This window comes from Desertivirga xinjiangensis (genome assembly GCF_024436435.1).
In the GTDB taxonomy this organism is placed as follows: domain Bacteria; phylum Bacteroidota; class Bacteroidia; order Sphingobacteriales; family Sphingobacteriaceae; genus Desertivirga; species Desertivirga xinjiangensis.
The window spans coordinates 102,132-122,416 of the sequence record NZ_JAFMZP010000008.1; the positions used below are offsets into that span (position 1 = coordinate 102,132).

Sequence of the window (20,285 nt, forward strand, 5' to 3'; positions counted from 1 at the left end):
GTGAAAACAGCTATTATGGGATTGACGTGATAGTTTATTGTCAGGTAAGCCGTTTGGTCAATTGTTCCTCGATCCTTTTGAAAAACTGGATTGGCTTTAAATTTCGCCACTGCATTTCATCGAGCGAGCCACCAAAGTTGATATAATAATCGATGTTATTACGTTTGAACTCATCTATTACATGTTCGCGGAAATTCACTCCAGCAATCCAGCCATCTTCCACGTCCTGGAACCATTCTTCATAATAGGAATCATCAGACGAGTGGAAGTTCAGAATATTTTCTCCTATTAAAATGAATTTGTTTATTCCTTCATGCATCATTAACTCAATAATCTCCCGCTTTAATAACATGATGTCATTATAAAGGGTGTCGTTCCATTCGCCAAGAAATTCTATTATTGAGTATTGTTTGTCGTAGTCTACAAAGAGGATCTTCATATACAGTGTCTGAGATCCAAAATAATCCCACTGAGGGTGGATATAATAGTTGTAGATCATTTTGTCAAACTCGAATTCACTGTACTCGGTTTGAAAAAATGGTGAACGATCATCTTCGGCGGCTATATAGTCGTCGCGCCAGCGGTAATATGGTTCAATGTCGTGCATTAAGTTTTCCTCTAAGCCCTATGTCTGGAGATCAATTTAATCAGTGCTTTTGTAAGCGTCAACAGCAGCACGGACGTTTCCATGCTTATCAAGCAGTTTCTGTGCCGTTTCTTTATCTATCCCGGTTGCTTCGATAATCATTTTTACGGCCCTGTTTAATAATTTGTTATTACTTAACTGCATATCAAACATTTTATTTCCTTTTACTCTGCCAAGCTGAATCATTACGGCAGTGCTAATCATATTTAATACGAGTTTTTGTGCTGTCCCCGATTTCATACGGGTAGATCCCGTCACAAATTCGGGCCCAACAATTACTTCAACCGGGTATTGGGCAAGGGAAGCAATAGGGCTACCATCATTGCAAACAATACAACCAGTTACCAGTCCAGCCTCATTAGCCTTCTGTAGGCCGCCTATAACGTAAGGTGTGGTTCCTGAAGCCGCAATTCCCACAAGGGCATCTTTTTTAGAGATATTATATTGCAGCAGATCTTTCCATGCCTGTTGCGGATCATCTTCCGCAAATTCAACCGCTTTTCTAATTGCAGTGTCGCCACCGGCAATAATTCCTATTACCCATTCGTCGGGAATACCATAGGTTGGGGGGCATTCTGAAGCGTCAACAATGCCTAACCTTCCACTGGTTCCTGCTCCGATATAAAAAAGCCGTCCGCCTTCCCTCATTTTGTCAGAGATTGCGACTACCAGCTTTTCAATTTGTGGTATCGCTCTTTCGATAGCAAAAGGTACGGTTTTGTCTTCGTTATTTATTCCTTGAAGAAGACTTTTTACAGACATCTTTTCAAGATCATTATATAAAGAGTCCTTTTCGGTGGTTCTTTCCATAGCGGGGCAAATGTCTGAAATTTTTAGTTAGCCAGGGATGATATTTGCCAGGTTAAATTTTTAGTCTAACAAGACAAAACTTCTCAATAATCTTAAAACGGCATTTTTATGACATTTTAAGAACTAAACAAAGCAATTGATGTATTAAATTTAGCAGTCTGATTACGCATGCAACCATCTACCAGGAGAAATCTCACTATTGCCGGTCTCTATACAGGAACTCTGATCTTAGGAATGATCATAGGGCCGAAGTTTCAAAAAGAACATGCACAAAAACGTGCTGAAAACTCCCAGCAATTTTTAACGGAAACCCGTGTTGAAAAAGTTGATCGTGTATTAAATATTATAGAGGAAAATTATGTTGACCCAGTAAAGGTTGATTCAATGCAGAACCTTGCAATTAACCAGATCCTTAAGAAACTGGACCCTCATTCAGCATACCTGCCGCCGGTTGCTGCCCGCCGTCAGTTTGAAGATCTGGATGGAAATTATAATGGCATAGGCGTTGAATACCAATTCTTAAATGATACAGTTAGTATACTTTCAGTGCATAAAGGAGGCCCTGCAGAAAAATCGGGAATTAAAGCAGGCGACCAAATTCTGAAGGTAGGTGCAGAGGCGATTACAGGGCCGCAGACTAATCCTCAAAAAATAATTTCTTTGATCAAGGGACGAAATGGAACTGCGGTGGAGTTGCTTTTAAAGCGAAACAGCAGTTTGAAAAAAGTTTCTGTAAAACGTGACAAGATCGTAGTCAGTAGTATCGATGCAGCCTATTTTCTTGAAGATCATACCGGTTATATAAAGATCAGTAAATTTGGCGCCCGGACTGACGACGATTTCGCCTTTGAAATTAACCGGATGCGAAAGAGAGGCTTATATAATCTGGTGCTCGATTTAAGAGCCAACGGCGGGGGCTATCTGAATGCGGCCACAGCTTTGGCAGACCAGTTTCTTCCCGATAAAAAACTTATTGTTTATACAAAGGGAGAGCATGAACCCCGAACCGACTATTTCGCAACCCCAAAAGGTGTATTTGAAAAAGGGAAGCTAGTTGTCCTTATTGATGAACACTCTGCGTCTGCCAGTGAGGTTTTCGCCGGTGCCATCCAGGATCTTGATCGCGGACTAATAATTGGCCGCCGGTCTTTTGGCAAGGGCTTGGTGCAGGAGCAATTTAATTTCGGAGACGGTTCTGCACTTAATTTAACAGTGGCACGTTACTATACTCCTTCCGGCCGTTCCATTCAACGCGCCTATAACAATGGGTCAGATAAGTACTATCAGGAGATTGAGAACCGGCTTCACAAAGGAGAAGTTACAGGAAAGCAAACTGACACTCTGCAAAAACATAAGAAATACAAAACTGCCTCAGGACGGGTGATTTATGACGGGGGCGGAATTACTCCAGACATCTTTGTACCTGTGGATACCTCGTCCTACAACAATTACTATTACGCTTTAAACGCGAGGGGTATCTTATTAGAGTTTGTTTATAAAAACCTGGTTAAACAGATAAGCCCCATGTCTTTAGATCATTTCATCGCCAACTTTCAGATAAGCGAAGATCAGTATAAAAAGCTACGGGATATTGCTGCTTTAAGAGCCGTTAAGTTTGATCAAAAGGAGGCAATAAAAGCCAGGCCGGCAATCCAGGCGCAGGTAAAAGCTTTGGCTGCACGCTATTATTTTGGTAACGAGGGTTTTTTCAGGGTCCGCAATGGAGGCGACAAAGTAATAGCCAGGGCTCTTGAATCACTAAAGAAGTCCTGACTATTATATTTTTTTATTGCTGGCGGTGCACAGTATCGGCCTTAGTAGCATCTAGACTGTCCTCCATAAGAGACCGCTCAGTCTTATTAGCATTAATCGTGTCTTTATCGTCGCTGTCAGAATCGCCGCGGGTGTTACAGGCGACGAATGCACAAATGGCAATTGATAAGATCCAAAGTTTTTTTCTCATGGTGTTATAATTCTTACTTCTGTCGGAAGTATATTTGTATTGGAACACCACTGAAATCAAAATGTTCTCTCAATTTATTTTCGATGAATCTTTTATAAGGATCTTTGATATATTGAGGCAGATTACAGAAGAAGGCGAACATCGGAGAGCTTGCATTAATCTGCGTAATGTACTTGATCTTAATATACTTTCCTTTTAGGGACGGAGGTGGATAATTCTCAATAATAGGAAGCAATACATCGTTTAGTTTGGATGTAGGTATTTTCTTTAATTTATTTTCATAAACCTTGGAAGCGGCCTCCACTGCTTTAAAAATACGTTGCTTTTCGGTTACTGATGTAAAAATGATGGGCACGTCTGAAAAAGGTGCAATCTTTTCACGGATAAGATCTTCATAAACTTTGGTGGTTTTGTGGTTCTTTTCAATTAAGTCCCACTTATTAACCAGTATTACTACCCCTTTTTTATTCTTCTCAGCAAGATGGAAGATATTAATGTCTTGTGATTCGAGACCCTCAACCGCATCAATCATTAAGATAATTACATCGGCTTCTTCTAAGGCTTTGATAGTTCGCATTACCGAATAAAACTCGATGTTCTCCTTTACCTTCGTTTTTTTTCGAAGACCAGCAGTGTCGATCAGCATAAACTCATGACCAAACTGGTTGTAATGGATATGAATGGAATCTCTGGTTGTGCCGGCGATCGGCGTAACAATGTTACGTTCTTTGCCGATCAGGGCGTTGATCATCGATGACTTACCAACGTTAGGTCTTCCTACAATAGCATATTTGGGAATAGTAGTATCATCCGGTTCATCTTCCTGGAAATGGGTGATCACCTGGTCGAGCAATTCTCCTGTACCAGAGCCTGTCATAGAAGAGATCGCATAGATGTCGCCTAATCCAAAGCTGTAAAAGATCGGCACTTCACTTACCAGCTGATTGTTGTCAAGCTTATTCGCTACAACAAAAACAGGCTTCTTACTCCTGCGAAGGATGTCCGCAATGCTGTCGTCAAGATCCGTGATGCCGGTTGTAACATCCACCATAAAGAGGATCACTGTCGCTTCCTCAATAGCGATTAATACTTGTTCACGTATAGCCGATTCAAAAACATCTTCCGAATGCGCTACATATCCGCCTGTGTCTATAACTGTAAAAGTCTTTCCAACCCACTCAGCTACCCCGTAATGTCTATCACGTGTTACACCGCTCATGTCATCAACAATCGCCTTCCGTGTTTCGGTCAGTCGGTTATATAATGTAGACTTTCCTACGTTTGGTCGCCCTACTATTGCTACTATATTACTCATTTTAATTTACGATTTTTGAAGTTACGAATTACGGTTTCCCTTGTGGGCCTTCTTCTTCTTCCAATTAAGCTCCATTCAAGAGCTTCTTTTTTAATTAATGATCAATCTTCTGTTTCGATTCACAATTGATCACGTGCAAAAACGTAAATCTAAAATCGTAAATCGTATTTTTACTAATCTTCGTATCCGAACCTTTTCAGGTAGTTTTTCCTGTTTCTCCAATCGGGGAGCACTTTCACGAACATTTCAAGAAAAACCTTCTTTTGGAGAAATTCCTCAATATCTTTGCGTGCATAGGTCCCAACCTTTTTTATCATTTCGCCACCTGTACCAATAAGGATGTTCTTTTGTGAATCTCTTTCCACGATGATCTCTGCACTGATGCGGTTAATGATCTCTTCTTCTTTGAAAGCGGTGATGATAACCTCAGTGCTGTATGGGATCTCTTTTTCATACAATCTAAAGATCTTTTCTCTTATGATCTCTGAAACAAAAAAGCGTTCAGTCCGGTCGGTCAAAGTTTCTTTGTCATAGAAAGCAGGATGTTCCGGCAGCTTCTGCAGTATAAAATCCATTACCGGTTCAATATTGTACTCCTTAAGTGCAGAAGTGGCAAATATTGCGTTTGGGTTTAAAGTATCTATCCAGTATTGAATTTTAGCTTCTACCTGTTCCTGGGTCGACTTGTCGATTTTGTTTATTATTACAGCAAAAGGGGAGGCTGTATTTTTTAATTTTTCAATAACATCACTTTCATCGTAACGCTCATTTATATCAGTTACAAGAAGAATAATGTCGGCATCAACCAAAGAATCGTTCACTGCACCCATCATACTTTCCTGCAAACCATATACAGGTTTGATCACACCGGGGGTGTCTGAAAAGACAATTTGGTATTCTTCTTCATTCACTATACCCAGTATCCGATGGCGCGTAGTTTGCGCTTTCGGTGTTATAATCGACATTTTCTCGCCCACAAGCGCATTCATCAGGGTTGATTTTCCTGCATTTGGCTTGCCAACAATACTCACAAATCCAGCTTTATGCGACATGTAAATTTTTTTTAAAAAAGATTTGGACTGCAAAGAAACGAAATATATCTTTGCAGTCCAATTCGGGGGGTAAGTATTTAACAAAAGAAAGCTTTACAGGATTGTCAAAAGTGCGGGGTGGAGCAGTTGGTAGCTCGTCGGGCTCATAACCCGAAGGTCATCAGTTCGAGTCTGGTCCCCGCTACCAAAAAGAAGATGGAAGACTCTTCAAATGGCCCGTTCGTCTAGGGGTTAGGACGCCAGATTTTCATTCTGGAAACAGGGGTTCGATTCCCCTACGGGCTACGCAAGCGGATTAAATGACCCGCTTTTTTTATGTCTCAGATGAGATTTATCGGGGCTTGAAAGATTGAAAAAACAGTGCGGGGTGGAGCAGTTGGTAGCTCGTCGGGCTCATAACCCGAAGGTCATCAGTTCGAGTCTGGTCCCCGCTACCAAAAGAAGATGGAAGACTCTTCAAATTGGCCCGTTCGTCTAGGGGTTAGGACGCCAGATTTTCATTCTGGAAACAGGGGTTCGATTCCCCTACGGGCTACGATCCCGCTTTACTTGAAGTAGAGCGGGATTTTTAGTTTTAGCAAAACTCGATTTTACGAACCAAACGAAGGTTGATCGAGCGGAAAAGGGATCAAGCGGAAAAGTTGGGGGGATGTTCTTTCCTTCGTCATCCTGAACTTGTTTCAGGACCTCTTGCTTAAGCATGTCCTTTATAGTCCAAGAGTTGCCGAATTGAATTCGGCATGACGACCGTTTTAAAAAGTTTGGCACTAATGCGCTTAGCCGCCCCCAACTTTTCCACTTGATCCCGGAAAAGTTGGGGTCAGTACCAAAATCTGTGGACTAAGCAAAAATCTTCATAAGTCTAAGAGGAAAAAATTGACATTTCCTACGCCTCTATACTGAGCTCTGAATGCTTTGATCTTTGCATTGAAAGATTCGGCCGATGCGTTGGTACTTCGGGTATCAAAATAGTTAAGGATATTGTTGTGGTGCAGATTAATTGTTAAGTAACTTAGCCCACTCAGCCTTCTCTGTAGTCTAATTATCACAGTCTTTTAAAGCAGATAGCGGCTTCTGGCCAGTAGTTGTTTTAATGTGTCGCCATTGTCCAGTAACTCCGGTGGTGAGCGGGTTTATCTCACCAAGGGGGAACTAGATACGATGCACAGAAAGAAAATCAGCATGGAGCGTCTGGCCCAGGTGCGCGACATTTTTCTTTTCTGCTGCTATACAGGTTTGGCTTACGCTGATATTAAAAAGTTAAAGCGCTCCGAGATTGGAGTGGGAGTTGACAGCGAAGCCTGGATCTTCACTAAACTGGCATTTCCTTTCAAAGCGGTAGCAAATATCACTTTAGGTCTGGAACAGTACCAGCTACACCTCCGGTTGAGACAGTGAAGATTCCCAGGATTTTATTTGCACAGTTTAACAGCATTATCTTAAACTGCTCAATCATTTCAATGCGGGTATTATCCCAGTTATGAAAGAAGAAGTTGTAGACGTCTTTTGAACTTGATACAGTTGGCCTTTCTGAAGCTTTGAACTTAGGCTGATAACTTACTGTAATTTCAGCAACCTGGAATAGTGCGATTTAACTTGATACCTTTCCATAATCCTAGATTTAATTAATTATGGCGCTCTCATCGGCTGTAAACTGGACAAAGGGCAAAGTGGATTTAAAAAATGTGGACGCTCCGCCCTTCAGCGGATACCGATTTGTATACTACTGTGACACAGCGGGCCAGTGTTCAGTTCATTGCAAAAATTGCAGAGAATTAAACAAGGGCGCATTTGAAAAAACCACTTAGCAATCCGTCATCTACAAGAAGTTTTAGTAGGGTGTAAACAGGCTGAACAAACTGTTGAAGGTCATCATGAGTATTGTCTTTCTTCTTTAGCCGCTATAAGCCTTAGTTTCAAGACGTTGTTATGCTAAACAACAAAAGTCTCCATAAAAACCATGAATTACGCAGAAAATGAAACGTAACGTTAATGTATAGGTAATGTGCGGTTTTCTAGGTTTGTGGCCTGTACTGGAGAGCAAATGAAACTTACCTCACATAACAAACACAAATAAAATGGAATTTATTTTTAAAAAGTCCTTGCGGATGGCATTCGTTGTCGGCGCACTTGTTTCTGCTAGCTGTAACAAACATGAAAATGCGCCTGCCGACAATTCGTCAGACGAGATTAGCAGTTCGTCTAGAAGTACATCAAAAGTGTCTGTTGCCGCTGGAGCGTTTCTTCTTCCTGCCTTTCCGGATACACAGTGAGAACAGGTATGGCAACGCAGGTAATGGCTGAGAAGATCTTATAAGAAGAAGCCGCAGCTATTTAAGTCTGCGGCTTCTTTGTTACTCAGACTGTTAGGGAAGAAATTTATAAAAATCCAACAATTCATCATTCACAGGAGCCGCAATCAATCCGCCGTATTAATGGCTTTTGCCGACCCACGTCACTGTAGGATCTATGTTGGCACAAGTCTAAACTCTAAATCAACTTAGTCATCTAAAGGATGAAAAAATTCATTTTGTACCTCTTGGTTTTTACCGCAGTATCCCTGCGCTCTCAGTCTCAAACTCTAACACTTCCGGATTCCATTTATTCAGGTAAGCAGGGTAAATTTCACGTGCAAGGCATTGTGGTGGATAAAGCGAATGCTTGGGTCTACTTCTCATTTACTGATAGGTTGATCAAAACTGACTTCTCGGGAAATTTAATAGGTAGTGTGACTGGCTTTGTCGGTCACCTCGGCGATCTGGCTTTTGGTGATGACGGGAAGATATACGGGTCGCTAGAATACAAAAACGATGCAATAGGAAAAGGCATTACAAGACAATTAGGAGGTAAAACGGCGAGCGAGGATGGATTTTACATTGCAATTTTCGATGGGTCGCGTATTGTACGTGCAAACATGGATGCAGAAAAAGAAGATGTATTAAATACTGTTTATATCAGGGAGGCAGTAAAGGATTATGCGGCGACGGTAAAAGATGGGGATAGAGTAAGGGCGCATCGGTTTGCCTGTTCAGGAATAGACGGAGTTGCTTTTGGCCCGGCTATAGGGAGATCCAATCCTACTAAAAAGTTTTTGTACGTAGCATACGGCATTTATGGTGATACAACACGAAGTGATAATGACCATCAGGTTATCTTGAAATACGACGTTAGTGATTGGAAGCAGTATGCGCAAAAACTATCACAGAACAAGCTACACCATTCAGGACCCAAAAAGCCCCTCGAAAATTATTTCTTAAAAACAGGAAATACCCGGTATGGCATTCAGAACTTGGCTTATGATCCATACACAGGAAATTTGTTCGCTGCAGTGTACAAGGGATCTAAGTCTCATTTTCCAAACTATGATCTCTTTGTCATTGATGGAAAAAGAAAGCCGATTAAAAGTTACATAAGATCTGAAAATAAGAAGTTTAAAGTCGAAACACTTTCTTTGCTAGAAGCCGGCTCCAAAGATCCGGTATCAGGCATTAGGGGTTGGTCTTTTAAGTGGGGAGCTACGGGTATGTGCCCTTTAGGCGATGGATTATTTTATATTTCACATAGCAGCAAGGATAAAGACGGACAACAACAAAGTACTATTCATTTGTACAAATGGATAGGAAGTGATCATCAAGCATTTGCGTTATTAAAATAAATAACCCTCTCTAATTCTTCGCGATGTGCATCACCCCAGTCTCCGATCGTTCTTATAACCGGAACCAAACTCTCTCCAAGTTCTGTGAGATAATATTCAACCTTAGGGGGGAGTTGCTTAAAAATCTTCTTCTTAACCAGTTCGTAATTTTCTAACTGGTTTAACTGGATATTCAATACTCTGCGCGATGCTTCAGGTATACTTCTCTGCAAAGCACCTGGGCGCTTTATACCTTCTGAGATATAATATAACAATGCAATTTTCCATTTCCCATTGAGAACCTCTCTGAAAAGATCTAAACCGCAATCCATCGAAATCGGAATCTTTCTTTCATATGCCATAAACAAAAATAACACATATGGATTTGAACCGCTATACGGAATAATTCTTCCCTGCCTTATCGCTAGCTAAAGGTGCTCTCATCGCAAAAAAGAAAACATCCTCATGGGAAGAATATGCAGACACACTGCTTTTTGTCAATCCGCTAGCCTGCTTTCAGGCGGATCATGGTAGTACTGCCAGATACACTTTTTTTATTTTTTCACCAATCCCTCCGGACCGCCCTCTTTGTAGGAAAAGGTTTTTCCTGCTCGAACAACATGATCAATCCAGGTTTTAAGGGCAGAATGTATCGTGAAGTTATAAAGAGGTGCACCTATTACGATAAAGTCGGCGCTTTGCAGCTGTCCAATCCACTTATCCGAGAATTGAATAGCCACCTTATCTGTGGCACTTAACTGATCGGGAGGGGTAAAGAATGCCTGAAGGTGCGACCCATCAAGATGAGGGTTTCTTCAGCGATCAGGTCCAGTTCCTCAAGCACAGCATCAGGATAGGTTTCAGTAATCTGGGCTACAATTGCCCTGCCAAGTTTGATACTTTAAGAAGCGTCTTTTCTCGGGCTGGATATTAAATGAAGGATCTTTTTCAAAAAATCATTTTGGTCCAAAAGTATAGGCAGTAACCATCGAAAAAACCTTACTATCCTTCAGGAAAGTGGTATCTTTAAGGAAAGTTGACAGATTTGACTCTATCAAATTAGCTGAGAATGAGGAGCTTATTAAGGAAGAGGAATGTCTGAGTAGTGTGAATGCCATTCAAGACGCCTTATATGTGCTTAACGGTAAATGGAAGTTGCCACTGATTTATACGTTGATCGAAAAGCCGCGACGGTTTAACGAGATTCAGCAGGCTATACAGGGCATTACCCCAAAGAACCTTTCTCGCCAGTTAAAAGAGTTGGAAATGAATGGATTTTGAAAAGAACTATAACACCATCCACTCCGATCACCATCGTCTATGAGGTTACACTCATAGTGAATCATTGAAGACCGTCCTTTTGGGGCTAAAATCCTGGGCCTTACAACACCGAGAGATGATAAGATATAGCATGCGCAAAGCTAAATAGGGCAGATAGCATGTGAAAGCCTTTATATGGTATCCATGTAAGCCAAATACCAAATAAAAAGACAATGCCCTTGTCTTTTTATTTGGTATATTTTATGAATCTAAGCTGATTTTTGCAATTGAATGTTGGCAATCAACTTGATATTTTCTCCAATCGCCAGTCCCCCTGTTTCTGTAAGGGCGTTGTAAGTTAATCCAAACTCTTTTCGGTTTATCGTTCCCGTAACTTCGAACCCGATCTTCTGATTGCCGTATGCATCTTTCTCCGTGCCGCCATATTCGGCATTTACCTCCACTAGTTTGGTTACTCCTTTGATCGTAAGGTTACCGAGTAAGCTGTAATTCTCTTCGTCTCTTTTAATGAATGACACCGATTGGAAGTTGATGGTCGGAAAGCTCTCTGCATCAAAGAAGTCGGCAGACTTGAGATGCGCATCGCGTTGCTGCTGGTTAGTGTCGATGCTATCAACATCAATTGAAAAACTGATTTCTGCCCCTTCTAGCGATTCCTCTGGAAGGGTTACAGATCCATTAAACGATTTAAACGAGCCTGTCACAGTTGAGATAACCAGGTGTTTAACTTTGAATAAGACCTCTGAGTGCATGTTGTCGATAGTCCATTTTACTGCTTGTTGTGTAGTTTCCATGATTATAATTTTTAAGTTTTAAAATTTCGTTTTGTGAACACAACAAAGATGGAGAGGTAGCAACTGCTACACATTGACATAAGATAAAAAGCACAATTGACAAATGTCAAGTCCTCGCGATCCGTCCTTAACACCTTTAAGAAAATGAAATGTACCTCCTTCCCAGGCACTTGATTTTTGTCAATCCAATTTCTTAGCAAAGCTCATGAGACAGCTTTTTAGCAATCGTGACTTTTGATGCCAAGGTTCACAAGCTAAAACAAGAGTTATCATGAATACAAACAATCATAGTAGCAAAATCAAAAGAATGGCTACTACCACAAAGTTGAAGTCAGCAAAAGGAAGCGACGAACAAGACCACCTTTTCACGTTCGTATTCTCTTTATTAATTATCCTCACGTTAATACTTCATGCAAGCACATCCTTTGCTCAGGACAGCGTTATCGTGAAAGCTCATGCCTCGTATAACAAACCAGGGAAGTTTCACCGGAAACTATTCGGTGAGAACTATCGTGAAGAATGGGCTGCAGACACCAAGGTTCCAATAATAAAAATCTCAGAGCTTAATGGAGGCCTTACCCCCACCAGACGCGGGGGTGGGCATCAAAGTCATTCACTCCGGCTTAAGGATAAGCAGGGCAAGGAATACGTACTTCGAAGCGTAGAGAAATACCCGGAGGTTTTAATCCCGGAAGTAATCAGAAATACTTTTGCAAAAGACTGGGTAGACGATAATATGTCGGCGCAGCACCCCTACGCAGCTCTAATAGTACCGGTTCTAGCGAAGGCAACGGGAGTGCCTCATACAAATCCAGTTGTTGGATTGGTAGCTCCAGACCCCGCACTTGGTGAATTTGCTTCCACTTTTGAAAACACGCTAGTCCTTTTAGAAGAAAGAGAACCGCTCGGGAAATCAGACAACACACCAGAAATGTTTGCCGCTCTGGATGAAGACAGTGGCAACAAGGTAGAGGCCGAAGGCTTTCTGAGAGCGACATTGCTGGATATATTGATCGGCGACTGGGACCGGCACGTGGACCAATGGAGATGGAAAGATATCCAGGAGGGTAAAGGGAAAAAATACATCGCCGTTCCCCGGGATCGTGATCAGGTATTCTACTTGAATCAAGGTCTGTTCCCTAACCTGGCCTCGCGCTCATGGCTTCTGCCTTTTCTTCAGGGTTACGACCATGAGGTAAGGAACATCAATACCTATCTCTGGGAAAGCCGGCTGATGGTGTCAAGAATACTAAACGAGATGAGCTATGAAGAGTGGATGAGGATTACCAGCGAGTTCGTTTCGGCTGTGCCCGATGAGGTGCTGGAAACTTCTTTACGACGTTTACCTGCATCATCTTACGAACTCCGCCACGATGAATTGTTGTCTAAAATGAGAAGTCAACGATCCAGGCTATTAGAAGAGTCAGAAAAATTCTACTTCTTCCTTAACGAGATCGTAGAGGTAAAAGCTTCAGACAAGAACGAACAGATTAAGTTTAGCGGCAACAACAAACAACTAACATTGGAGATATTCCGGCTAAAAGCACAGGGGGACAAACAACTGGTTTTTAGCAAAACGATGGACCCGCAGGTTACTAAAGAGGTTTGGGTATATACAGGAAAAGGCGCAGATAACATCAGTATCAATACAAAATCCTCCATTCAGATTCGACTCATAGCAGCAGACGGTGAAAAAGTCTTCGATGCGCAGCAATCGACCAGGAAAGTGCGAGTATTTGCCAGAGAAACTAACGTAACTTTCAGGGATACCAACAACGTGTTCAGGACTCGCTTATCAAACGATTCTTCACACTCAAGATACATTCCTATAAACCGCTATAATATTAACATGCCTCTTGTAAGTGGCGGCTATAACCAGGATGATGGATTCATGTTAGGCTTGGGAATAAAGCATAAGCGTACAGGCTTCCGTAAATTGCCCTACGCCAGCGAACACCAGTTTAGTGTGTCCCGGTCCTTTTCAACACGTGCTTTTAAAGTAAGATATAGTGGCGACTGGACCGATGTTGTCGGAAAGGCTAACTTTTTCGTAAACGCTTCAGTTCTGGGCCCGAATAACACCATAAACTTTTATGGCCGCGGTAACGAAACCCAGAGATTGAAGGGAAGCCGTTCTGATCTTTTTTATAGGGCCAGGTTCAACCAGGTACAGCTTGAAAGTGGCCTAAAGTGGGACCTTGATAATCGGCTTAGTATAAGTACCGGAGCTACTTTTCAATACTATTCCTATCAGGTTTCAGATAACACAGGCCGCTTTATAACTGAATCAGGCGCTGTTGGTTCTTACGATAGTTTAAGCCTTAACAAAGACAAGCTGCATACAGGCTTGAGTGTAAATTTGAGCAGAGATACGCGCAGCAACCAGATACTACCCAGCTTTGGAAGCTATTTAAAAATTGGTATTCAAGGCTCGACAGGGCTTAATAGAAATTCCAGGTCTTTCATACAAATCAAACCAGAATTTAGATTTTATCGAAAACTTTCAAAAGACTCCAGTTTGGTGCTTGCAGAACGCGTGGGAGCTGGTCTAACGCTTGGGAATACAGCCTTCTACCAATCAATGTTCCTCGGCGGCCATGATAATCTTTACGGTTTTCGGCAGTACAGGTTCGCCGGTCAGCATCTATTTTATAACAACCTCGACCTGCGCTTGAGATTAGCCCGGTTGGCCAGCTATATTCTACCTGGGGAAATCGGAATCAATGCGTTTTACGACATCGGCCGGGTTTGGGAGAAGGGAGAGAAATCCAGCAAATGGCACCAGGGCTATGGCGGCGGCGCTTATTTTTCGCCCGCGAACTATGCAGTCATCCAATTGATTGGGGGGCACTCCTCCGAAGGCTGGTACCCCTATTTAAAACTTAACATGCGTTTCTAACCTCAACAAGCAATATCATGAACTACACCATACTACTTGAACAAATAAAAGAACACGTTACTGGTCTGTACAGGCTGAACGAGACCTCTAATCTCGTCTACCATAACTTATATCATACCGAAAAAATAGTTGCAAACGCCGGAATACTCAGCGAAAGCTACCAACTTGGACAAAAGGAAAGGTTTATTGTTGCGGCAGCCGCATGGTTTCACGACATCGGATACCTGTTTAACCCGGCTAATCATGAAACCGAGGGTGCTGAACGGGCTGAAAAGTTCCTGCTGGCTAAAGCAGTAGATCCGGAAATTACGCTTCAAGTAAAAAACGCAATCCTCGCCACCAAGCTGCCTCAGCTCGCAAATACAACAGTAGAAAAGATCGTAGCAGATGCCGACCTTTTTCATCTGGGTACACCCGAATTTGCCGACTTGAACAAACTCGTTCGCAAAGAAGCAGAGATGCTGTATGGTCAATCTATCAATAAAGAAGAATGGTTAAAGAGAACAGTGGTATTCCTGCAAAACCATGAATTCCAAACAGAATATGCCCGGAAACACTTGTCTGAACAAAAACAGCAAAATCTTAGTTCCCTGATAAAGAGACTGGAAAAGAAAGGGGGCTTGCCTGCTCTAGTGTCTCCCTTTGAACATGAGGAGGCCTCCCCGGAAAGGATCAGGGAAGACAAACCAACAAAAGGTATAGAGACTATGTTTAGGATCAGTTCACAGAACCATCAACGCCTCAGTGATATGGCTGACAACAAAGCGAACATCATCATAACCGTTAACTCCATAATCCTTTCTGCTGTTCTAAGTTTCCTGATACAAAAGATCGACTCTGAAGTTTACCTTGCCTATCCCACTTACACTATACTAATGGTAAGCCTCACTGCTATCATCTTTGCCATCCTTTCAACAAGACCGGCTATCACCCGCGGGCTGTTTAGTACTCAGGAGGTGGATCAAAAAAAGGCGAACCTGTTGTTTTTTGGAAACTTTCATAGAATGAGCCTCGAAAACTATGCATCCTCTATGCAGGTGGCCATGGACGATAAACAATACCTCTACGGGATGCTGATAAAAGACCTCCATTCTCAGGGAGTGGTGCTCGGGAAAAAATACCGCCTGCTCAGAATCTCTTACAACGTCTTTATGTATGGTTTGATAGTTTCGGTTATCTCTTTTTTAATTGCCTCATTAATATTTTCTTAAGCATTTTTTATGAACTCTCCCATGTCTTCGTTTTTCAATCGTGATATCAGCTGGTTGTCTTTCAACGAACGCTTATTAACAGAAGCCGCAAAAGAGCATTTGCCTCTGCTCGAACGCTTGAAGTTTCTCTCTATATTCTCATCAAATCTGGACGAATTTTACCGCGTGAGAATGCCTGCCATCCGCGCCCTCCATCGCTTGAACAAGAAAAAGCAGGATAAGCAAGAGGTGATGTCACTTCCGGATGTCATCGAGGAGGTGAATGAGACAATCAAAAATCACCAGCAACAATTTGGCGGGATTCTGTCACAACTTCTTCCATCGCTAAAAGAGTCAGGAGTTCAGCTAATTTATAACGAAGAGATTCCTTTTCCCGTTCAAGAGGCTGCCAGCGATTATTTTTTCAGCCACTTACTTGCTTACCTGCATATCGTGGAGCTTACTAAAGACAGCTCGTTTTTCCCCGAGAACAACAAGTTGTATCAGCTCCTTATAGCGAAGCAAGAAACAAGGGAAGAAAGCCTTTATCTTGTTAACATACCATCCGATAGCCTTCCTAGATTTATCAGTCTGAATGTTGATAATAAAGACTACATTCTCTTTATCGACGATATTCTGCGGCACAACCTTCGAAAGCTCCCGCAATTCTCCGGGCTTTCACATATCTATTCTATGAAAGTGACACGTGACGCCGAATTGGAAATAGCAGATGAATATGAAGGAGACCTGGCTGAAAAGATAGAAAGGCAAATAGAAAAAAGGGATTTCGGCTTTGCTACCCGACTTCTGTACGAAGGGGGAATGCCTCAGGAATACCTCGAGCAGGTAACTGCGATTCTAAAGCTTGAAAAAGCGACGCTGGTAGAAGGCGGCAGATACCATAATCTCAAAGATTTTTCAGATCTTCCTTTGAAGACCCCTTCTCTGTTCTATGAAAAGTGGTCGCCACTAGCTGTTAACGTCCCTCAGGGTAAAAGCCTGTTTGATAGCATCCAGGAACAGGATATCCTTATAAACAACCCCTATCAATCCTATGATTCAGTGATAAGATTCTTTAACGAAGCCGCTGTTAATCCGGATGTTGAAAATATTTACATCACAGTTTACCGCCTGGCTACTGATTCAAGAATAGCGAGTGCCCTAATAACGGCAGCAAAAAACGGAAAGAAAGTTTCAGTATTCGTAGAGCTTAAGGCCAGGTTTGACGAAGCAAACAATATCAAGTGGTCTAAGAAAATGAAGGCAGCCGGAATTAAAATCATCTACAGTATTCCTACCCTGAAAGTCCACGCAAAAATTGCCTTAGTTACCCGGAAGAATGCACCGGCTCTGGGTATTTTCTCCACCGGAAACTTCAACGAAGTAACAGCGGCATTCTATACCGACCACGTACTTCTTACAGCCAATCACTCCCTGCTCGCAGAGGTAGAACAACTGTTTTACTTTCTGGAAAAGCGCAGGAAGCCAACAGGCCAGGATAACATTCATTTCAAACATCTCCTTGTGGCACAATTCAATCTCAAAGACCATTTTACACAGCTCATCGAACGGGAGATTGAAAACGCTTCAAAAGGATTAGAGTCAGGCATCACTATAAAGCTAAACAATCTTGAAGAAGAGAAAATGATATCTCTTCTTTATAAGGCCTCCCAGGCTGGTGTGAAAATCAAGCTCATAGTCAGAGGTATTTGCAGGCTTATTCCTGGCGTAGCCGGATTAAGCGAAAACATAAGCGTGATACGTATCATCGACCGTTATCTGGAACATGGCCGCGTTTTTATTTTCTCGAACAACGGAAACACAGAGATGTACCTAGGATCTGCCGATTGGATGTACCGCAACATTTACCGTCGCATTGAGGTTTGTTTCCCTATTTACGATGTTGCCATTGCACAAACTCTTTTGAACTTGATCAATATCCAACTTCAAGACAATGTACAGGCAGTAAGTATAGATAGCCATGGAAAAAACTTACCCGTAGAGAATGGAACTGCGCGCACCAGCTCACAAGAGAAGATTTATCAAGCGCTTAAAATTCAGGCCGAAGCAGCACCGGTACCTGTAGTACCGCTCTAGTTACCCGCCCCCTTTCAGCTCTTGACATTTGTCAAAGGTACTTTTTGACTTCTGATAAGAGCTGATTTCCTATCATAGGCGAGATTTGAGCTATTAACAAAATCATATTTATTATGAAAGTAATAGCTTACCTCATCTCGCTGCACGTTCCCTACCTTAGTCCGCTTCAAGTGTCAGCCTCGATCTCCCTCAGCATCGCATATTGTAAAACTGCTCTGACCTTAGTCCGCTAAATAAGTATCTATCATGAGAACCGAAATTTACGATCTGAAGATTATCGACAAGCAATTAAGCGCATTTGGAACCGAACTTACTTTCCGTCCCTTTATCGAATTCCTGAAAGAACGAATGAAGGAAGAATCAGTAAAAAGTGCTGTGTACCAAAACCTGGTATGGAAGTTTGAAAATGAACTTTCAGGTGCAGGGATTGACATACATGAGTCTGAAATGTATAAGGAGTTTTTGGATCTTGTTTACATGGTACTTACACCACTTGCTTCGAGTGAAGCCTCTCATCTTTGGGCTCTCAGTACCCCTGTTCCTTCAAAGATCTTCTATAGCACGAATGCCTTCGCCGACTTCCATATTTCTGAGACAGCTTGCTCGCTTGAAGGGGTTTTCGATACTAAATCGCTATTTTCCATTTCGCAAAAAGCGTTCATCTATCGCTTGGCCCTGAACAGGTTTTATGATATTGATGCAGGACTTAGCAGCGAAAGTTTTATACAGGGAAAGCATCCCGAAACTGGTCAGCCCCTGTATTATAAGCTACATGTCGACACTCGCTTTATTCACATCGCCTATCATGGAACGCTTCCGGAACTGAACCGAAGCTTATTCGAGACAGGATTACTTAATCAGAAGGAAGAAGAATACCTGGAAGAGGAGCTGCCCTTATCTATGATTGAATTAAGCGGCTTTTCCATACTTGAGTTCACAGATGTTACAGCTCAGCATGCGGTAGAAAATTTAAAAGATTATTTGGTTGACCAAACGGGCAATCCGGATTTCAAACAAGTAAACATCTCTCTGCAAAACTTGATCGGAAGTATGGACATAAACTTTGGTTTTATTCCATTTGCCAGATTAAATGGTCGTGCGGTTTACTTGCCTGAACGCAGCCACACAAGTGTTTTGCTGGCGCTAGCGAACCGCGAAGCTTTTGAAAGGCTGGTGCAGCATTATGAAAAGAATACAGATATAGCAATTTATCAGAAAGCCGCTGACCAAGCAACGTCCATGCCCTTTTTATTCAATATTCTCGATGATGCTCACATTCAGACCTATGTGCTTGTCCCGGTAGTTCAAAACAAAAACCTCCTCGGACTTCTGGAACTTCATTCTACAAAGGAGTTAAGTTTCACAAGAGCCATCCTATCGCGATTACAGCCTGCTATGCCCTATCTAACACAGTTAATGCAGCAGATTATCCAGGACTTCGAGAACTCCATCGAGCATGTGATTCATGAGAAGTTTACTTCCCTTAAATCGGCCGTAAAGTGGAAGTTTAATGAGGCAGCCTGGCAGTATCTTCAGGACAGCGCAACTTCCGGGTTGAAGCCAGTTCCCCGAGTGAGCTTTCAACAAGTGTATCCCATTTACGGTGCAATAGATGTGAGGCACTCAACCCAGGAAAGAAATGAGGCGGTTTTCCTGGATTCAAGCGTCCATATCAGATGGATAGAAAAAACTTTAGACGCCTTGAAAGAATACTTGAAAGAAGAAGAACAAACGCAGCTGATAGAAAAGCGGATTAGCTGGGACAACGTGTTCAAATCCTATTTCGAAACCAAAGATGAATTTAAATTAGTCCAGCTTATTCAAAGTGAAATAAATCCCTACTTTGATCAGATATACCATCGGTCTGCAGATACAGATCTGACAATAGATGCATACTTTGCTGCATCCTCCTCTCAAACTGGAATAGTATATCGAAACAGGAGAGAACTGGAACTTTCCATGCAAAGAATCAACGATCAGATCAGCGTCAATCTGCTCGCTAGCCAAAAGGAGCTTCAACAGCTCTTTCCTCATTACTTCGAAAAGTTTAGAACAGACGGTGTAGAATACGACATCTACATGGGGCAATCCATTGCTCCAGAGCAAAACTTCGAACAACATCATATAAGGACGGTAAGACTATGGCAATTGAAAAACATGGCCGAGATTGGCGCCTCGCTCAGAAATCTTAAACCCCATCTGCCAAAACCACTAAGTACCACACAACTCATTTATGTGCATTCTTCGCCAATTGATATCACCTTTAGAGACGATGAGAAACTCTTTGATGTTGAAGGCGGGTATAGCATACGCTATGAAATTGTAAAGAAGCGAATTGATAAAGTACTTATAAAAGGTACCGGGGAACGACTTACTCAGCCAGAAAAAATTGCAATAGTTTATATGAATGATGTAGAAAAGGAGGAATACCTGGACTATATCAGAGAGCTACAGGACCTTGAGGTGTTGAGGGATGACTTAGAATTGCTCGATCTTGAGGACTTACAGGGGGTAACAGGATTGAAGGCCTTCCGTATGGGAATTTCTTAACTAAGGGCAGAAGCCGAAAAAGGTTGTAAAATATTATCTTAGCCTCTGGTTAGG

At 42.1% G+C, this 20,285-nt stretch carries 16 protein-coding genes, 4 tRNA genes and 1 pseudogene; 13 read left to right on the forward strand and 8 right to left on the reverse strand.

Annotation, left to right across the window (positions count from 1 at the left end; genetic code table 11):
* Nucleotides 1-40: 40 nt before the first annotated feature.
* Both J3P37_RS17980 and murQ read right to left on the reverse strand, forming a co-directional pair.
* On the reverse strand, nt 41-607 hold the full coding sequence (locus J3P37_RS17980) for a hypothetical protein (protein WP_256012746.1): 567 nt from the start codon (nt 605-607) through the stop codon (nt 41-43).
* A gap of 36 nt (nt 608-643) precedes the next feature.
* On the reverse strand, nt 644-1,456 hold the full coding sequence (gene murQ / locus J3P37_RS17985) for an N-acetylmuramic acid 6-phosphate etherase (protein ID WP_256012747.1): 813 nt from the start codon (nt 1,454-1,456) through the stop codon (nt 644-646).
* A 168-nt stretch (nt 1,457-1,624) separates the two neighbouring features.
* Between murQ and J3P37_RS17990 the strand changes: the two genes are divergently transcribed.
* The gene (locus J3P37_RS17990) at nt 1,625-3,229 is read left to right on the forward strand and encodes a S41 family peptidase (RefSeq protein WP_256012748.1); all 1,605 of its coding nucleotides are present in this window, start codon (nt 1,625-1,627) and stop codon (nt 3,227-3,229) included.
* Between the two features lie 203 nt (nt 3,230-3,432).
* Here J3P37_RS17990 and der read toward each other — a convergent pair whose 3' ends face one another.
* Complete coding sequence (gene der, locus J3P37_RS17995; RefSeq protein ID WP_256012749.1) at nt 3,433-4,734, reverse strand: ribosome biogenesis GTPase Der; 1,302 nt, start codon at nt 4,732-4,734, stop codon at nt 3,433-3,435.
* Between the two features lie 173 nt (nt 4,735-4,907).
* Nucleotides 4,908-5,786: a GTPase Era gene (gene era / locus J3P37_RS18000; RefSeq protein WP_256012750.1), complete on the reverse strand. Its 879-nt coding sequence runs from the start codon at nt 5,784-5,786 to the stop codon at nt 4,908-4,910.
* 111 nt (nt 5,787-5,897) lie between these two features.
* On the opposite strand from era, the gene J3P37_RS18005 reads away from it, so the two are divergent.
* The 4 genes from J3P37_RS18005 to J3P37_RS18020 all read left to right on the forward strand — a co-directional run bounded on the left by J3P37_RS18005 (nt 5,898) and on the right by J3P37_RS18020 (nt 6,321).
* A tRNA-Met gene (locus tag J3P37_RS18005) sits at nt 5,898-5,973 on the forward strand.
* A gap of 26 nt (nt 5,974-5,999) precedes the next feature.
* Nucleotides 6,000-6,071 (forward strand) — tRNA-Glu (locus J3P37_RS18010).
* A 76-nt stretch (nt 6,072-6,147) separates the two neighbouring features.
* Nucleotides 6,148-6,223: transfer RNA gene (locus tag J3P37_RS18015), tRNA-Met, on the forward strand.
* Between the two features lie 26 nt (nt 6,224-6,249).
* A tRNA-Glu gene (locus J3P37_RS18020) sits at nt 6,250-6,321 on the forward strand.
* A 319-nt stretch (nt 6,322-6,640) separates the two neighbouring features.
* Here J3P37_RS18020 and J3P37_RS18025 read toward each other — a convergent pair.
* Nucleotides 6,641-6,835, reverse strand: a complete 195-nt coding sequence (locus tag J3P37_RS18025; protein ID WP_256012751.1) for a transposase — start codon at nt 6,833-6,835, stop codon at nt 6,641-6,643.
* A gap of 46 nt (nt 6,836-6,881) precedes the next feature.
* Between J3P37_RS18025 and J3P37_RS18030 the strand changes: the two genes are divergently transcribed.
* The 3 genes from J3P37_RS18030 to J3P37_RS18040 all read left to right on the forward strand — a co-directional run bounded on the left by J3P37_RS18030 (nt 6,882) and on the right by J3P37_RS18040 (nt 9,441).
* Nucleotides 6,882-7,184 carry a site-specific integrase gene (locus J3P37_RS18030; RefSeq protein ID WP_256012752.1) on the forward strand — a complete coding sequence of 101 codons (303 nt, stop codon included), beginning with the start codon at nt 6,882-6,884 and terminating at the stop codon, nt 7,182-7,184.
* Nucleotides 7,185-7,894: 710 nt separating this feature from the next.
* A complete protein-coding gene (locus J3P37_RS18035; RefSeq protein WP_256012753.1) occupies nt 7,895-8,059 on the forward strand; it encodes a hypothetical protein in 165 nt (54 codons plus the stop codon).
* Nucleotides 8,060-8,301: 242 nt separating this feature from the next.
* Nucleotides 8,302-9,441, forward strand: a complete 1,140-nt coding sequence (locus tag J3P37_RS18040; RefSeq protein ID WP_256012754.1) for a hypothetical protein — start codon at nt 8,302-8,304, stop codon at nt 9,439-9,441.
* On the opposite strand, the gene J3P37_RS18045 is transcribed toward J3P37_RS18040, so the two are convergent.
* On the reverse strand, nt 9,417-9,782 hold the full coding sequence (locus J3P37_RS18045; protein WP_256012755.1) for a winged helix-turn-helix transcriptional regulator: 366 nt from the start codon (nt 9,780-9,782) through the stop codon (nt 9,417-9,419). The two genes, J3P37_RS18040 and J3P37_RS18045, sit on opposite strands and share 25 nt — an antisense overlap.
* Nucleotides 9,783-9,974: 192 nt before the next feature.
* Nucleotides 9,975-10,220, reverse strand: a pseudogene (locus tag J3P37_RS18050) (NAD(P)H-dependent oxidoreductase); the annotation flags it as partial.
* Nucleotides 10,221-10,437: 217 nt separating this feature from the next.
* On the opposite strand from J3P37_RS18050, the gene J3P37_RS23160 reads away from it, so the two are divergent.
* Nucleotides 10,438-10,701, forward strand: coding sequence for a winged helix-turn-helix transcriptional regulator (locus J3P37_RS23160; RefSeq protein ID WP_256012756.1), 264 nt, complete (start codon nt 10,438-10,440; stop codon nt 10,699-10,701).
* Between the two features lie 248 nt (nt 10,702-10,949).
* On the opposite strand, the gene J3P37_RS18060 is transcribed toward J3P37_RS23160, so the two are convergent.
* Nucleotides 10,950-11,495: a YceI family protein gene (locus tag J3P37_RS18060; RefSeq protein ID WP_256012757.1), complete on the reverse strand. Its 546-nt coding sequence runs from the start codon at nt 11,493-11,495 to the stop codon at nt 10,950-10,952.
* 271 nt (nt 11,496-11,766) lie between these two features.
* Between J3P37_RS18060 and J3P37_RS18065 the strand changes: the two genes are divergently transcribed.
* From J3P37_RS18065 to J3P37_RS18080, 4 genes are all read left to right on the forward strand, one after another.
* Nucleotides 11,767-14,394: a BamA/TamA family outer membrane protein gene (locus J3P37_RS18065; RefSeq protein WP_256012758.1), complete on the forward strand. Its 2,628-nt coding sequence runs from the start codon at nt 11,767-11,769 to the stop codon at nt 14,392-14,394.
* Between the two features lie 17 nt (nt 14,395-14,411).
* Entirely contained in the window at nt 14,412-15,605 is a 1,194-nt protein-coding gene (locus J3P37_RS18070) for a Pycsar system effector family protein (protein WP_256012759.1), read from the forward strand.
* Between the two features lie 9 nt (nt 15,606-15,614).
* A complete protein-coding gene (ppk1, locus tag J3P37_RS18075; protein ID WP_256012760.1) occupies nt 15,615-17,681 on the forward strand; it encodes a polyphosphate kinase 1 in 2,067 nt (688 codons plus the stop codon).
* Between the two features lie 246 nt (nt 17,682-17,927).
* A complete protein-coding gene (locus J3P37_RS18080; protein ID WP_256012761.1) occupies nt 17,928-20,231 on the forward strand; it encodes a hypothetical protein in 2,304 nt (767 codons plus the stop codon).
* Nucleotides 20,232-20,285: the final 54 nt, after the last annotated feature.

Bases quoted from the DNA above. Each gene is read 5' to 3' on its own strand.
- murQ (WP_256012747.1), bottom strand. From the start codon at position 1,456: ATGGAAAGAACCACCGAAAAGGACTCTTTATATAATGATCTTGAAAAG.
- J3P37_RS18080 (WP_256012761.1), top strand. From the start codon at position 17,928: ATGAGAACCGAAATTTACGATCTGAAGATTATCGACAAGCAATTAAGC.
- J3P37_RS17990 (WP_256012748.1), top strand. From the start codon at position 1,625: ATGCAACCATCTACCAGGAGAAATCTCACTATTGCCGGTCTCTATACA.
- era (WP_256012750.1), bottom strand. From the start codon at position 5,786: ATGTCGCATAAAGCTGGATTTGTGAGTATTGTTGGCAAGCCAAATGCA.
- J3P37_RS18060 (WP_256012757.1), bottom strand. From the start codon at position 11,495: ATGGAAACTACACAACAAGCAGTAAAATGGACTATCGACAACATGCAC.
- J3P37_RS18070 (WP_256012759.1), top strand. From the start codon at position 14,412: ATGAACTACACCATACTACTTGAACAAATAAAAGAACACGTTACTGGT.
- J3P37_RS18040 (WP_256012754.1), top strand. From the start codon at position 8,302: ATGAAAAAATTCATTTTGTACCTCTTGGTTTTTACCGCAGTATCCCTG.
- J3P37_RS18065 (WP_256012758.1), top strand. From the start codon at position 11,767: ATGAATACAAACAATCATAGTAGCAAAATCAAAAGAATGGCTACTACC.
- J3P37_RS18035 (WP_256012753.1), top strand. From the start codon at position 7,895: ATGGCATTCGTTGTCGGCGCACTTGTTTCTGCTAGCTGTAACAAACAT.
- J3P37_RS17980 (WP_256012746.1), bottom strand. From the start codon at position 607: ATGCACGACATTGAACCATATTACCGCTGGCGCGACGACTATATAGCC.
- ppk1 (WP_256012760.1), top strand. From the start codon at position 15,615: ATGAACTCTCCCATGTCTTCGTTTTTCAATCGTGATATCAGCTGGTTG.
- J3P37_RS18045 (WP_256012755.1), bottom strand. From the start codon at position 9,782: ATGGCATATGAAAGAAAGATTCCGATTTCGATGGATTGCGGTTTAGAT.
- der (WP_256012749.1), bottom strand. From the start codon at position 4,734: ATGAGTAATATAGTAGCAATAGTAGGGCGACCAAACGTAGGAAAGTCT.